Source organism: Pelagicoccus sp. SDUM812003 (assembly GCF_031127815.1).
GTDB lineage: Bacteria > Verrucomicrobiota > Verrucomicrobiia > Opitutales > Opitutaceae > Pelagicoccus.
The window spans coordinates 210,596-224,745 of record NZ_JARXHY010000003.1 but is presented as its reverse complement, the minus strand read 5'-3'; the positions used below and the strand labels follow the sequence as shown (position 1 = coordinate 224,745).

Genomic DNA, 14,150 nt, shown 5'->3' with positions numbered 1-14,150 from the left:
AGGAGCTCGCTTTCGCTGTCTCACTTGCGACCGGAAAAACGGTCATCGACGTTTTCGGAATCGTTTCCCCATACGAAACCGATGATCGGCAGCCGATCGAAAAGGGTCAGGCCGAAACGTCCACGATCGCTCCGAGTGTGACGACGCTGATCCAAGCTCATCGTATCGTTCTTTTCACTACATTCTCGAGAACTTGATTCGCTCCTTCGACCATCGGTCTGGGACTCCGTCACCAAAGCCGCTCTGGGAGCGGGTTCATCGACACGGGCCTCCGCTTCGCTCACGCTCCAGAACTCCTCGATGGAGCGATCGATGCTGCTCGACGGGAGCGACGAGCGCCGCATCGCATGCTCTGCGCTATCGGTCGCATCCGCATGCTGGTACGCGCCAAGCGCCAGTAGGGTCAAGGCGAGCCCCCCAAGTCTACCGGCCGAGCCTGCTGGCTTTCGTCGCGAGAAGAGGAGAAGCGTGGCGCCGGACGCTAGAAGGATCGCGAACCAAGGTCCGACGGAGCCACCTCCGCCCATCGAGTGCGAGCGCTGTTGATACATCGGCTGAGCCGGGCTGTCCACACGCTGGGCGCCCCTCGCGTTCGGGTTGACCTGTCGAGCCGCGCCTTCGCGAGAAACGCGTTCCAGGTTTCGTCTTTGAATTCCATGGCGGTCGAAGCTTTCATCCGCCATGGCGATCATCGAGGTCTCGTTCGTCACAATCTGATAAGCGACGCCGAGACTCCTCACCGCTTCCTTCGCTTCGCCCGTCCGAAGGAGTCCCGCCATCTCATTGAGCTCGATCTTCTGGACCTGGTCCATCGCCCACAGTCTCTCGATTTCGGGATGCGAAGTGTCCGTATCCGGAAAAGTGATATGCGTCTCGTAGATCCTTTCTTCACCCGAGATTCTCGTCTTGAGACGCACTCGAGCCTCGCCCCCCGCCTCGTATCTGCCGAAGAGCGTCAGCTGGTCTCCATAGTGGATCTTTCCGATCTTGAAGTCGGTGACATCGAAGACGCGTGTCCCGTCGATCGAAAGTTCCGCGTGGTGCATGCTCTGATAAGCGATCTTGTTTTTGGCCAGAAGGATCTCCCCAATGATATCGTCGCTGTTGGAAACCGCTCGATACGCACCGCCGCTCGCTTCGCACATCAGACGCATCAAGGGCCAGTTGCTGCTATTGCCCAGCAAGTATCCATAAAATCTGACATCCTGACCATGCAGCAGCTTGTAAAACGCCGCCGGATCGACGATGCCTTCGTTCGTAACTCCATCGGTGACCAGTATCAGCGTCGAAACGCGATCGGAATCCAGGCTCCCGAGGCTCCTGCGCACGCCGTCGTAGACATTGGTACCACCGTTGGCGCCTAGCGATTCGAGCTCGACCAAGCTGGCGGCGACGTTCTCTGGAGACGCGGAAATCCAGTCGCGCGTCAAGTCCCAAGCCCGATTGTTGAAAGCCACGATCCTGAATCGATCGTTTGCGTTCAATTGCTGCAGCGCCTTCTTCACACCCGACACCAAGGTTTGCAGCTTGCCGCTCATGCTGCCCGAAACATCCAAGGCGAAAACGTAGTCCGACCCGCCCTCCAACGGGGCCAGATCCACACCCGGCGTCATCACCATCATAAAAGCGCCAGGCTTGTCATCAGTTTCCCGATACGTCACCATTTCCAACCTGCCGGGCAGTCCTTCCTCCAGCATGTAGTAGAAAACGAAGTCCTGATCGAGACGCCCGCCAGCGTCGGCATAGGTATAGCGAAGCGTTCTCTCGTCGATCGCTTCAACCGATCCGGCGAAGTGAGGCGTTCGCGTCTTGCTCACCGGCCAGGCGGACTTCAATAGGACCTCGATACTGACGTCTTTGTTGACCGAGTCCTGGAGCGTCCAAAAGGAAGCTGCCGCTTCGTCCGTGCCGCCTTCCTCCAGCCGATAGGTGTAGCGCCCCACCCCGGTATCGATGGGAAGCGGCTCGTAGTAGACGTAGCGCATGCGGGCGCTTCCTTTCGCGGGAACGGAGGCGACCATGAATTCGAAGCGTTGATACGCATCCTGAGAGGCTTTCGCCACCTCGTTTCCTTGCTCCTTCTCCTCTTGATAAATGCGATCCGCCTCGTCCTTGGAGACCACCTCCCCCTGCAGGACAGTCTCACCCGCCCAAATGGTGAGCTCGGACAAGGCCCCCTTTTCAGGCACCGGAGCCTGGTAGATGGCCTCGATCGGAAAGGCGTTCGGATTTAAGAAGGTCTGCTCGACCTCGGTGCGAGCGAAGCCGTTGTTGATCACCACGCGCACGTGATGCGATTCCAGCTGGACCGGCAGGTCGCTGGAGTTCACTGGCGTCAAGATCCCGGCAGCCTGGGCCGCTGCCGAAAGCGTAAGCAGACCGAGCAAAGAAGCCGCCCGGCCCGCGAATGAAAATGGAAATCCTAGCTGAATACGTTTCATGATCTCTTGGGTTGAGGTTCGCTTCATGAAAATGCACAGCTAGCGCCAGAGCGCTTAAGACTAGTCGTTAGTCACTACCAATCAGTTATTTACGTTTTTATCCGATCAAGCGGACCAGTCGCGGTGTACACAAATTGTTCACCATTGTCCGGACATTTTCCGTCACGCCGCGAGCGACCGGACGGAAAAAGCCCGACGCAAAACGGCGTCGGGCTGAAAGATGAGAGGCTTGTTGGCTCGCTGGAGCGGACTAGTAGACGTCGCGTCCGTAGCGGCGCTCCTTGGTCATTTGTTTGACGTAGGCTTCGGCCTCGTCGACCGGCTTGTTGCCATGCTCGGCCACGATGTCGATCAGGGCCTGGTTCACGTCCTTGGCCATGCGGGAGGCGTCGCCGCAGACGTAGAAGTAAGCGCCCTTGTCGAGCCAGGCCCAGAGCTCCTTGCCGTTTTCGCGCATGCGATCCTGCACGTAGATCTTCTCCGGCTGGTCGCGGCTGAAAGCCAGGTCCATCTTGGTGAGCACGCCCTTCTTGAGGTAGTCCTGCCACTCGGTCTGGTAGAGGAAATCGTAGGTGTAGCGCTGGTCGCCAAAGAAGAGCCAGTTCTCGCCAGTGGCGCCGGTGGCGGCCCGTTCCTCCACAAAGGCGCGGAACGGGGCGATGCCGGTGCCGGGGCCGACCATGATGATGGGGGTGGAAGGATCCTGCGGCAGCTTGAAGTTCTTGTTGTGGTGGAAATACACGCCAGCGGTCTCCCCTTCCTCCCAGATATCGGCGATGAAGGTCGAGCAGACGCCTTTTTTCATGCGGCCGAAGGACTCGTAGCGTACGGCACCCACCGTGAGGTGCACCTCGTTCGGATGAGCCTTGATGGAGGAGGCGATCGAGTAGAGGCGCGGGGAGAGCGGACGCAGCAAGCGCACCCAGTCGCCAGCTCGCAGCGAGGAGGGATACTCCTTGAGCACGTCGACCAGGTCGCGGCCCCAGGTCCATTCCTTGGCCTTTTCGCGGTCCTCCGCCAGCTCGAGCAGCTTCTTGTGGTCGCACTGCTTGGCGTACTGCTTGAGGATGGTGGTGTTGAGGGTGCGCAGGTCGAAGGTGGAGCGAAGCAGATCCTGAAACGGCACGGAAAGCTCCTCCTTGAAGGCCACGTTCTCGCGACCGTCGATGCGGGCCGTCTTGAGAAACTCCTCGATGAGATCGGGCGAATTCTGCGGCACCACGCCCAAGGCATCGCCTGGCTCGTAGCTGAGTCCGGAACCCTCGAGGGAAATCTCCGCGTGGATGGTTTCCTTGGCGGATCCGGTGCCGTTGAGATTGATCTTCTTGAGCAACGGAGCTGGGAAGGGGTTGGCCTTGCCGTAGGAAACGGCGGGGGCGGCCGGGGCCGCAGGCGCCACGCCACCGCCGACAGGAGCAGCGCCCGCCACCGGCTTGGCGATTTCCTTCAGCTTCTCCAGCACCGCGTTGGCCCAGCTGGTGTACTCCGCTTCGAACTCCACGTCGCAGGGCACGAAATCGTGGATACGAGTGGCTCCAAGCGCTTCAAGGCGCTTGTCGAAGTCCTTGCCCATCTGGTTGAAATAGGTGTAGGAGCTGTCGCCGAGACCGAGCACGGAAAAGTTCACGCCCTCCAGCTTAGGCGCGTTTTCGCCCATGAACGCGTCGTAGAAATCCTCCGCTCGCGAAGGCGGCTCGCCTTCCCCCCAGGTGCTCACCAGCACCAGCAGATTCTCCACCTTGGGCAGATCGGTGAGCTTGGCCTCGGCCATGTCCACCACCTTGGCCGCGAAGCCGATTTCGCTGGCGCTTTCCTTCAGCCGGTCGGCCAAGCCCTCGGCGTTGCCCGACTCCGATCCGAACAGGATGGTCAGGGGAGCGGAGCTCGCTGCGGCGGCCGGGGCCGCGGCGGCGCCTTGCCCGAAACCACGTTCGCCAGCCGCGAGACCGGCGAAAAATCCTTTCAGCCAAGCGGCCTGCTGCGCGTTCGCCGATCCGAGGAGCGCGTTCAAGGCAGCGATCTGCTCCGGAGCAAAGGGAGCATCGCTTGGTACGATTTGATTAGGCGTGTTGCTCATAAGCGTAGAAAACCGTCGGTGAGACGGGGCGACCTGGCGCCACAGTTGGTTAGGACAATCCTGCCGAAAGCCAGTTTTGCGCCGACATGAAGTCACGATGGCTAACAAACGACAGGGAGGGGAGTAAAAAAGGCGCGCGCCGAGGTTTGGCAAGCTTCTAATAGGTACCCAAGAAACACATGAATCAGATTGGACTCAACGATTAGCTCAGGTTCCAGAAAGCTCCGTTTAGCATAAGAAAACGCCATAGGAACAGGGCGGCGAAGCGCTTCGCCAGCGGCTCCAGTCCGGATTCGTCGCAGGGCCTTCGATCGGGCGCGCAAGCGACGGCTTCTAAAGCTCCAGGTCGTGCCAGTTCTTGGCCAGAAAGAGGTGGCCCTGGATCTTGGAAACCAGCGGTTCGTAGCTCGAAAGCGGTCCGGCAGCCTCCTCCAAAGTGCGCACCGACACGCCTACGAAGGTCGCCGTGGAGAGCTGGCTCTCCTTGGCGATCGCCATCAATGGCGGCTCCTCGGAGACCACGATCACCGGCTCCACCTCGATGCGCGAATCCTTCATCAGCTCCTTCATGCCCTCCTCCGCCGCCTGGCGTCCGCTCTCGTCGCGAATGATGCGCAGGATGCGGATCCGGGCGTCGCGCCAAGCCCGGTTGCTTTGCATCAGATGAGCCAGCGTGATCATCATGGTCCCGTTGGCCCGGGCGGACCACCAGACGTCGATGACCGAATAGAGCTGCGCCTCGGGACGCTTGGCCTTGGAGTAGACGATCAGGTTGGTCTCCATCTCCAAAGCCTGGTGCACGGTGCGAGGAAAGTCGTTGTCGCGCAGCCAGCCGCTGCCCCACTCGATCATCAGCGTGTTGGGCTGCAGGTTGCCCAGTCCCGCCCCTTGCAGCAGAGAGGTGATTCCCTGCTCGAAGTCCCTGGCGATCACTACCTTGGAAAAGGCCGACATGCGCTCTTCGCGGATGCGGTCGTCGATCTGCCGGGTGAGGGCCTTCTGGCGATCGGCGGAGGTTTTCCAATCGCCGAGAATGATGTGGGAGAGAAACAGCACGCCCTTGTTCGCCTCGAGGTAGCGACCGAAGCGCAGCAGCTGGCTATTTTCCTTCAAATTGCTCATCAGCAACAGGATGGCCGGGCGCCAATTGCGCTGGTGCAGGCGGGACTTGTACAGCTTGAGCAAGCCCATGCGGGCCACCGCGAACCAGAAGCCGCTGCGCATGTCGCCCCAAGCGGTGCGGTAGGAGCGGCGTGTCAACACGATGTAGGTCACCACGATCAGGATCACCGCGAGCGCCGTGGCCAGCGGGTCGAGCAGCAGCATGATGCCGAAACAGGCCGTCGCCCCCACCAGCGAGATCAGCCAATGCACGCGGAAGGTCGGTCGATAGGTGGGGTTGCCAGTCCAGCTCTCCAGAGCCGCCACCAGATTCACCGCTCCGTAAGTGGCCAGAAAAAACATGGAGATGAGCGGGGCGATCATGTTCAGATCCCCGGCCCACACACAGACCAACGCGACCAAGGCGCTCAGGATCAGGGCCAGGCGCGGCTCCTTGGACGGGCCATGCCCCTTGGCCAGAAAACGCGGCAGCACGCGGTCCTTCGCCAGAGCCTGCAAGGTACGTGGGGCCGCCACCAAACTCGCCAGAGCGGAAGAAAGCGTGGCCGCCCAAAGTCCGGCGATGATGGTGGGTGGCCAGATGGAAAGCGTCTGCATGGCCAGCTTGTTTTCCACCAGCTCGCCGCGCTCCAGGCCCGCAGCCATCCAAACCAGCTGGGAGAGGTAGATGACAAACGCCACGCCCACCGCCCAGAGCGTGCCCTTGGGAATGGCCCGCGTCGGGTTCTTCAAATCGCCCGACATGCTGACTCCCGACATGATGCCCGTCACCGCCGGGAAGAAGATGGCGAAGACGGTCCAAAAGCTGTGCCCCTCGGTGTAGGCTGGCTCCAGATTGCCCTCCCACCCCTCGATCACGCGAAACCCGGCGAAGAAGCACACCAGCGAGACCGCCAGCGTCGCCAGGATGAGGTACTGGGCCTTCACCGCCACGCTGGCCCCGATCCAAGCCACCAGGAAAATCACCGCCAAGGTGCCGAGGGAAAACAGACGCGTATCCAACGCCGGATACAGAAACTGCACCGACTCGGTGAAACCGACCACGTAGAAGGCCACGGAAATCGACTGGGCCAGATAAAGCGGCAGGCCGATCGATCCGCCAAACTCCAGGCCGAGGCTGCGCGAGATCAGAAAGTACGCCCCTCCGCCCTGGGCCTTGGTGTTGGTGGCGATGGCGGACAAGGAAAGCGCGGAGAGAAAGGTCACCCCGTTGGCCAGCAGCAGCATCGCGACGGCCCCGCTCAAGCCGGCGTTTCCGACGACCCAACCCGCTCTCAGAAAGAGGATTACCCCGAGAATCGTCAGGATGTTAGGGACGAATACTCCTCCGAACGTACCGAATTTCTGAGCTTCTTTTGCCATGCGATTCGAGCAGCAGTCCATTGCGCAATGGCTGGCTCAAATCAAGTCCCGTCCCACCGGGCCGCGAAACGATTCCACTTCCAAGGCTGGCGTCCGCGTTTCGTACGTGTATTCACTAGCAAGACTTTGCGTCGCGGGCGATCCGTTCCCCCCGATGCCGGGGCTGCATTTTTGCGCGATTTCTCGTTGCCTTCGCTCTCGAGGCTGACTTCTCCTCTTGCCCGCTGACCGTTATGGTCTGCGCTCCCTCCCGTAAACACATAGCCAGACATGTACGACACATTCCTGCTCCTCGCCCAGGTGCTTGGCTCCTTGGGCATTTTCATTTTCGGCATGAAGCTGATGAGCGAGTCGATCCTCAAGCTCTCCGGAGAGCGATTGCGGTCGATCATGAGCTCCATGACGACCAACCGCTTCGCGGGCGTTTTGACCGGTCTGTTCATCACCAGCCTGGTGCAGTCCTCCTCGGCCACCACCGTGATGGTGGTGAGCTTCGTGCACGCCCAACTGCTCAACCTAACTCAGGCCATCGGGGTGATCATGGGGGCCAATCTCGGCACCACCATCACCGCGTGGATCGTGAGCGCCGGTTTCAAGTTCAGCCTAGGCTCCGTCTCCATCCCCATCATCGGGGTGGGCGTCGCCCTGAGCTTCCTCAAGGGATCGAAGTTTCGCAACTTCGGAAACTTCCTGACCGGCTTCGGCCTGCTCTTCCTCGGACTGAGCGAGCTGAAGGGCTCGGTGCCGGACGTCAAAGGCAACACCGAGATGCTGCAGTGGATCGCCAGCTTCTCCGAATACGGCTTCTTCTCCATCATCATCTTCATCGTCATCGGCACCTTGCTCACCGTGATCGTGCAGTCCTCCTCCGCTGCCATGGCCATCACCCTCACCATGGCGAGCCTGGGCTGGCTAAACTTCGAGCAAAGCGCCGCCATCATCCTCGGTGAAAACATCGGCACCACCATCACCGCCTACCTGGCCGCGATCCCAGCCAACGTCGCCGCCAAGCGAGCCGCCCGGGCCCACCTGACCTTCAACCTGATCGGAGTGACCTGGATGCTGGTCCTGATCAATCCCTTCTCCAACTTCGTGCTCTGGGTCTACGGTTCGGTCTCCGACGCCCTTCCCGGACTGATCCTCAAGGACAGCGCCCTGACCACCCAGCTGGCCCTGTTCCACACCCTTTTCAATCTCTTCAACATCTGCCTGCTGATCGGCTTCGTGCCCTTCATCGCCAAGCTGGTGACGCGCATGGTCAAGGACCGTCCGAGCAGCGAGCACCAGACCACCTTCCGCTACCTGCGGGCCATCACCCTCGGCACCGGCGAACTCAATTTCGAGGAAGCGACCCGAGCGACCGAGCGCCTAGGCAGGCTCACCCAGCAGATGTTCCGCAAGTTCATCGAGGTCTACGAAAACCCGGACAAGGACATGTCCAGCCAAGTCAAGGAACTGGACAAGCTGGAAAAGGAGAGCAACGACCTGACCAACGAGCTCACCGAATACCTCATCCGCTGCACCTCCGACGAAGTTTCCGAAGAAACGCGCCAACGCGCCTACTCCTACCTGCGCGTGGCCGCGGAGCTCGAGGAAATCGGAGACTGCTGCCACCGCATGACCTCTCGGGCCGTGCGGCGCTACAAGAAGAAACGATTGGTGACCGAAGTGGCGGAAAAGGAGGTCATCCAATTCGGCAAGCTGGTCGAGCGCTTCATCGAACTCTATAGCTCCAAGCTTTCCAAAGAAGTCTCAGCCTCCGACATGGAAATGACCATCGACTTCGAAAAAGCCATCAACGAAAAGCGCAAGGAGCTGCGCAAGCGCTCGGTCAACCGCATGATGGATTCCGCCGACAACGTTAAGCCGGAACTGCTGTATATCGATATCGTGAATACGTTCGAGCGCATCGCCAACCACGCTCGCAACATCATGCAAAGCCTTCCCAAGGCGGATACCTGAAGCTCGCCTACCTTTTGCTAGGAGAAGCCCCTGCCGCCCTGCGCGACAGGGGCTTTTTTAGAAAAAACACCTGGACCGCTCAGCGAGCGATCACTTGGACTCCAGCAAGACCACCCGAGCGTTCTCTTCGGCGAACACCCGGTCGATCAGAGCCTGAAACGCGGCGAACGAGGCGCGCGGCACGCTCTTGATCTGCTCCATCGAGCACTTGAAGGCGCTGGGCTTTCCTTGCGACTGATCGAAAAGCGCCACCAGCAATGTATCCGAATCCAGGATATGCTGCTTGCCGACCCAGAAGGAACGCACCGCCGCTTCGAGCAGCCTTTCGCTTACGAACTCCGAGAATCCGGCGCCCGCCTCCAACGCCAGCTCGTTGAGCCGCTCCAAACTCGCATCAGAGCTGGTCAACTCCAGGCGGACGGCGCTTGACCCAGGCACCATGCGATGCCCCAAGGCCTCGACCGAAGACGAAGCGATTTCCTTGGCATGGGCTTCGGCAAAGCGCTCGACATGCTCTGCGAAAAGCAGTTTGAGGACGGAGCGGATCACCTCGTCGTCGCAAGTATCCGAATACGGGATCGGCCACATCACCGTCGCGACGGAGCGCTCCCCTAGGGAGTCGTATTCAATCCGCTGCACGCCTGGCTCCGGAAGGACCGCGGGCTTTCCATGCCTCGGCTGGATCACCTTGCCGGAGCGATCCGGAGCCGATCCAAGGGTCTTGCGCACATCCCTCAAAACGGTCCGGGACGAGATATCGCCCACCACCGTGAGCTCCAAGTAGCCGGTTTCACGCACGCTCTTGAGCCAGTCCTTGAACTCCGTATAGCTGAAGGACTCGATCTCTTCCTTCGAAAAGCTGCGACGCAACCGGCTGTCGGAGCCAAACAGCGCCTCATCCATTTTCGAGAAGTATCCGAGGTTCGAATCGCGCGTGGCGACGGATACGACCGACTCCAACCGCTTGTCGAAGTCTTCCTCCTCGATCGTGCCGGTGACCATCCAGATGGTGAGCGCCGAGAGAAACTCGAAAACGTGTTCCGGCTTGCTGCCGCGAGCGGTCCAATACAGCTGTTCGAGATTCACCCCGGAGTCGATGCTCGTCATCCCCTTCGATTCGAGCACCTCGACCAGGTCAGGCGCCTGCGGACCTTGCCCGATCTTCATGTTCGGCAAAACGTCCCTCACGAGGGAATCGAAGCCTGGGGTCACCTGCTCCAAGCCGGAGAGCCCGTTCCCGATGCTCACCCGTATCCAGAATTTACCCGGAAACGTATCCGTCTCCACGATATTGAGGCGCAGCTTATTCTTAAAAACGTATTGAAACCCCGAATACTTTCCGAGCTCGATTCGGCTCGACGACTCCACCATGCCCGACTCCGTGAAACCGGAAGAGAGCCCCCAGTCCATATCGATCTCTCCAGCCTGAGCCCACGTGAAGTCGTATCCTTTTCGCATCGACTTCAGCCGCTTGCTGATCACGCGCTCGGACAGACCGAGGGCTTTGGGGATCTCTATCAGGTAGTGCATGCGCTTGACGTTGAAAACGTCCCGGGACAGGGTCTTCACCTCCTCCACGCTCAACGCCGAGATCACGGAGCGGATGTAGGCCTCCAATGCTTCGCCGCTGCGAAAGGGAACTCGACTGGTCTGGCAGAGCACCAGTCGATCTGCTAGCAAACCAGCGGTGTCGCGCCGGCTCAGCTCCAAATCGTATCCATCGATCAATGCCAGGTAGCTGGCCTTTCGCTCCGCTAGATCCTGTGGAAGAATTCCGTATTCATGAACTCGATGCACCGCCTTGTCTATCGATATCAGGCGCTCCTGCAATTGCATCACGCTGGTTCTGCCTGTTAGCGAAACCACCATGCGATCGCGAAAGAGCGACACCGCGTCGCGGGTGAAGGTCTTGGAATTGTCCGCGAGGGACTGAGCGTAGCGGCCGAGAAAGTCCAACGCCCAGTAGCGCCGCTCGACGCCGGGCTGATAGAGGTCCACTGGTTCGGAAACGTAGCTGGCGGCCACGCTGGCGAAGGCGTCGTTTGCCCAGACGACTTCCAGATCTCCAGAGCTGCGCAGCTTCCCCCCGCTCTTGTCGGTGGACTTCGCCCCGTCCACCGAGCCGACTAGGCCGCTGAATCGCTCTCGGACGAGCTCGTCGACCGCCGTCGAATCGATGTTGCCCGTGATGTAGAGCGTCATGTTGTCAGGCCGATAGAGGCGCTTCCAGTAGGCTTCGACTTTTTCCAACGTCAGCCGATCCAAGGCCTCCAGCAGATAATCATCCCCCATCGATCCGTAAGGGCTTTTCTGATACAAGAGACTTTCCGTGACGCCGTCCGGAGTTTTGAGCCGATCGCCCAAGCGACTCGCTTCGTCGCGCAGGGCGCGCTTTCCCGATTCGAATGCAGCGGAGTCGAACGACATATTTCCCGCCACATCCTGCAGGTACCGCATGGCCCCGGTCACGCTGCCTGAGCGCGGATTGAAAAGGTCGAAGGCGTAGACGGAATGGAAGAGCTCCGCCACGCGAGCAGGCTTGTCCTGGGCCTGCATGCCGTTTTCCAGCAAATAGGCCAGCAGCTCGTCGCGATCGAAATGGGGCGTACTGCGCGAGGCCATCTCCTGCAGCAGGAACGCGGCGCCGCGCTGATCGCTCGTTTCGTGGGCCAGGCCCGCTCCCACCACCAAGCGCACGCTGATGTGGGGACGATCGAGTGATCCCGGCACGATGGCATAGCGAAATCCGTTTTCTAGCTCACCCCAGATCTGCCCCTCCGGCGGGCTTAGATCAGTCGGCAGCATCGGCCACGGGGACCTCTCTGCGGCGTCAGCGACGGAAAGAGACGTCAGGATCAGAAGAATCGGGGTTAACAGAATGGTGGGTAGAAACTGGGTAAACGGTGTTCGATGCATGGGATTTGCCTAGACGATTGGGGAACGAGCTAAGAAGACAACCCGTAAACGCATCTGCTCCCTCTAGGCTGAACCCGTCATCCCAAAAGCCGGGGAGCGATAGCCTCACCGGATCTTGTCGCGCCAGCTTCCGAGGCGCTTCTGGTTGCGTCGCTGCTTCTTGAATACCGGCAGCAGCCGCTCCTCCATGTAGTCAAAGGCGGCCTGCAGCCCCTCGCGTTCGTAGACCATGCCGATGTCCGCCTCCACCTGCGTAGGCTGCCCCATGGCGGAGAGAAACTGGTTGCTAGTCATGCTCTTGAAAACGGCCGCTCGATCAGCGACCGCGATGTCGGTCTGAGCCAAAATCCACTCTCTGGCATACAGGGCCAGCACCGCGTCTCCCACCCAAGCCTTGGTTTTCTTTTCCAGTTCGTCCATGATCACACTTTCACCAAAAGATCCGCCAAGCCCTCCGCCGCGGCGAAGCGCTCGCTCACCGACTCGAAGGCCGCCAGCAGGGAGCCCGCTGTGACCAGCTTGCCGAAGCGCACTTCCAAAATCGCTCCATCGAGAAAAATCTCCGCCGCCACTCCGTCGATGGCCACCGTGCAATGCCGGCAATCCGAAGGATAGTCCACCGACAGGTCGCCGCTTTCCTCCTCTTCCACCGCGTCGATCACCGACTCCACCGAAACCTTTCCGCTCAGCCCGCAGCGCAAGCGATCGAAGCGCGACCCCACCGCCGCAGCGAAGGCCTCCGACTCCAGCAGATCCCGACTGGCCAGCGGAGTCACGCTAGTCTCCAGCGAGTAGCGAGACGGATCCTCCTCATCCAGCTCATAGCGCAGCTCCAACAGAAAATCCTTGCACTCCAGCCGACCGTAGCCAGCCCCCACGTCCAGCGAGATTTCCTTTCGCTTGTATCCAAACTGCTGGCGCGCCGCCTGAAAGAGCTCCTCCGCGTCCTCCGTCAGTTCCTCTTCGCAAAGCCGCTCCAGAAAGCCCTGCGTCACCGGCGTCACCTTGTCCGGCACGGTGTGGCGCTTCTTGTCGAAAGCCGACAGACGACGCAGCTCCCCCCAGACCTTGCCTACCAAAGTCAGGGAAACCAACGCTCGCTGCTGCCGCTTTTCGCTCACACTATGGAACTCGCGCGAACGCCCCCGCGGGGGCAAATAAAAACGTCTCCCACCGCTCCCCTCGCTTTCCGCTTTCCCTCCGCCGCCTCTCTCCTAAGCTGCCTCATTGCATATGCCCGACCTTCCCGAACCGCCCGTTTTGCCTGCCCGCTCCGTCCTCGTCACCGGCGTTAGCGGCTTCGTGGGATTGCGCCTAGCCAAGCGTCTGCTCGCCCAGGGCTGCTCCGTGCGCGGACTCTGTCGCCGCAGCCGCCCCGATCTCGAAGCCCTGGGCATCGAGATGGTCTACGCCGACCTTTCCGACGCCGCCCAAGCCCGCTCCGCCTGCGAAGGCATGGATACCGTTTTCCACGTGGCCGCCAAGGTGGGGGTGTGGGGCAAGCTGGCCGACTACCAAAAAGCCAACGTCGAAGGCACCCAGGCCATCATCAACGGCTGCCGCGACTTCGAGGTGAAAAAACTGATCTACACCAGCACTCCCAGCGTGGTCTACAATGGCAAGGACCTGACCGGAGCAGACGAGTCCCTGCCCTACGGCACCGACATTCCCAGCCCCTACCCGACCACCAAAGTCATCGCCGAAAAGGCTGTGCTGGCCGCTCACAACCAACCGCCTGGCTATCTGAAAACCGTGGCCCTGCGTCCCCACCTCATCTGGGGAGCGGGCGATCCCAACCTCATCCCCCGCGTGCTGGACCGAGCCCGAGCCGGCCGCCTGCGCATCGTAGGCGATGGAAAAAACCGCGTCGACCTCACCCACGTGGAAAACGTGGTGGACGCCCACCTCCTGGCGGAAATCGCCCTCGATCGCCCGGAAAACAATCCCGGCGGAAAAGCGTATTTCATTTCCAACGACGAGCCGGTGGTCCTCTGGGACTGGATCAACGAGCTTTTGGAAAACCACGAACTGCCGCCCCTCTCCAGCCGCATGAGCCTCTCCGCCGCCCGCCGAGCCGGAGCCATCCTGGAGTTCATCTGGAAAACCTTCCGCCTCAAAGGCGAGCCCCTCATGACCCGCTTCGTAGCCAGCGAACTGGCCAAAGACCACTGGTTCGACATCTCCGCCGCCAAACGCGACCTCGGCTACTCCCCCCGCATCTCCATGTCCCAAGGCATGCAAGAACTCCTCGAAAGGTAGCGTCCGCCGTC

The 14,150-nt window shown here is 60.5% G+C and carries 8 protein-coding genes; 2 read left to right on the top strand and 6 right to left on the bottom strand.

Features of this window, described 5'->3' with window-relative positions; genetic code table 11:
• Nucleotides 1–20 precede the first annotated feature (20 nt).
• The 3 genes from QEH54_RS05330 to QEH54_RS05320 all read right to left on the bottom strand — a co-directional run bounded on the left by QEH54_RS05330 (nucleotide 21) and on the right by QEH54_RS05320 (nucleotide 7,002).
• Nucleotides 21–2,441 (bottom strand): VIT and VWA domain-containing protein, encoded by a 2,421-nt coding sequence (locus QEH54_RS05330; RefSeq protein WP_309017604.1) that lies wholly within the window; start codon nucleotides 2,439–2,441, stop codon nucleotides 21–23.
• A gap of 250 nt (nucleotides 2,442–2,691) precedes the next feature.
• Complete coding sequence (locus QEH54_RS05325) at nucleotides 2,692–4,518, bottom strand: assimilatory sulfite reductase (NADPH) flavoprotein subunit (protein ID WP_309017603.1); 1,827 nt, start codon at nucleotides 4,516–4,518, stop codon at nucleotides 2,692–2,694.
• Between the two features lie 333 nt (nucleotides 4,519–4,851).
• Nucleotides 4,852–7,002, bottom strand: coding sequence for a hypothetical protein (locus QEH54_RS05320; RefSeq protein WP_309017602.1), 2,151 nt, complete (start codon nucleotides 7,000–7,002; stop codon nucleotides 4,852–4,854).
• A gap of 270 nt (nucleotides 7,003–7,272) precedes the next feature.
• On the opposite strand from QEH54_RS05320, the gene QEH54_RS05315 reads away from it, so the two are divergent.
• Entirely contained in the window at nucleotides 7,273–8,964 is a 1,692-nt protein-coding gene (locus QEH54_RS05315) for a Na/Pi cotransporter family protein (RefSeq protein ID WP_309017601.1), read from the top strand.
• Between the two features lie 90 nt (nucleotides 8,965–9,054).
• On the opposite strand, the gene QEH54_RS05310 is transcribed toward QEH54_RS05315, so the two are convergent.
• The 3 genes from QEH54_RS05310 to QEH54_RS05300 all read right to left on the bottom strand — a co-directional run bounded on the left by QEH54_RS05310 (nucleotide 9,055) and on the right by QEH54_RS05300 (nucleotide 13,001).
• A complete protein-coding gene (locus QEH54_RS05310; protein ID WP_309017600.1) occupies nucleotides 9,055–11,880 on the bottom strand; it encodes an insulinase family protein in 2,826 nt (941 codons plus the stop codon).
• Nucleotides 11,881–11,985: 105 nt separating this feature from the next.
• Nucleotides 11,986–12,300: a hypothetical protein gene (locus tag QEH54_RS05305; protein WP_309017599.1), complete on the bottom strand. Its 315-nt coding sequence runs from the start codon at nucleotides 12,298–12,300 to the stop codon at nucleotides 11,986–11,988.
• 2 nt (nucleotides 12,301–12,302) lie between these two features.
• Entirely contained in the window at nucleotides 12,303–13,001 is a 699-nt protein-coding gene (locus QEH54_RS05300) for a hypothetical protein (protein ID WP_309017598.1), read from the bottom strand.
• A 112-nt stretch (nucleotides 13,002–13,113) separates the two neighbouring features.
• Here QEH54_RS05300 and QEH54_RS05295 point away from each other — a divergent pair, with 112 nt between their 5' ends.
• The gene (locus QEH54_RS05295) at nucleotides 13,114–14,139 is read left to right on the top strand and encodes an NAD-dependent epimerase/dehydratase family protein (protein ID WP_309017597.1); all 1,026 of its coding nucleotides are present in this window, start codon (nucleotides 13,114–13,116) and stop codon (nucleotides 14,137–14,139) included.
• Nucleotides 14,140–14,150 lie beyond the last annotated feature (11 nt).